The following is a 768-nucleotide window of genomic DNA, read 5'->3' as shown; positions in this document are numbered from 1 at the left end:
GGAAACAAATATCAGAGAGGACATGCCAGCCAGTAGACGGGCTTCACCTTCACTGTCTGCCAGAACAGTAATGAGGCGTACAGGGTGAATATCCACCAGCCGCTGAGTGCCAGATGCAATTAGGAATGTAAATTTAAGGTGAGTTTGGTTATGCTGTGGTGTATCCATAGCGTAAGACTCCATTACGTTGTGGTTAGACGCCTCGATAGTGTTTGCCGCACTTCGGGGCGTTGCTATTTTTACCCTCATATCAATGAAGGTGTTTAAATACATTACGCCATAATATTTAAACACGTCAAGAGGAATTTATTTAAACACTTTCGAAATTTTGTTCAATGGTGTATCTTTATAAGTGTTAAAACACTTTTTTGAGATGAGGCGTATGGCAACAGGGCATAAGAACAACAAATCAGGGTACAAAGGAATTCGTTTCCCCCATGAACTAATCGAAGAAATAAACGATAGTGTGGAGGCAAGTAAGCCTTCTAACTCAAGTGCTAATTTTTCTGCATGGGTTATTGATGCCTGCGAACGGAAACTCAAATCAGAAAAACGCAAAGCCAAAGCATCATCTGAGCAATAATTAACCAAACCTCTTAAAGAGGGTAGCCTAACTGCCCCTCTTAAAAGGGTGCAGATAACTAATTGATTTAACCTGTAAAGCAAATGTGCTTTACGCCAAAGGGTAGCATTCGCCGTGCTATCCTTTTCTTTTTGCACCTGACTAAATGACAGTCGCAAAGTTTGCGCGTCGCTAAATGATACGCG

Annotated in this window: 1 pseudogene; it reads right to left on the bottom strand. The window is 41.5% G+C overall.

The window, feature by feature from the left end:
• Positions 1–306: 306 nt before the first annotated feature.
• A pseudogene (locus PSI23_RS23525) lies at positions 307–768 on the bottom strand (hypothetical protein); the annotation flags it as partial.

It is taken from the genome of Xenorhabdus yunnanensis (assembly GCF_028598805.1).
Classification (GTDB): domain Bacteria; phylum Pseudomonadota; class Gammaproteobacteria; order Enterobacterales; family Enterobacteriaceae; genus Xenorhabdus; species Xenorhabdus yunnanensis.
Note: the sequence above shows the minus strand (reverse complement) of the source record. Positions and strands in the feature narration are given on the sequence as shown.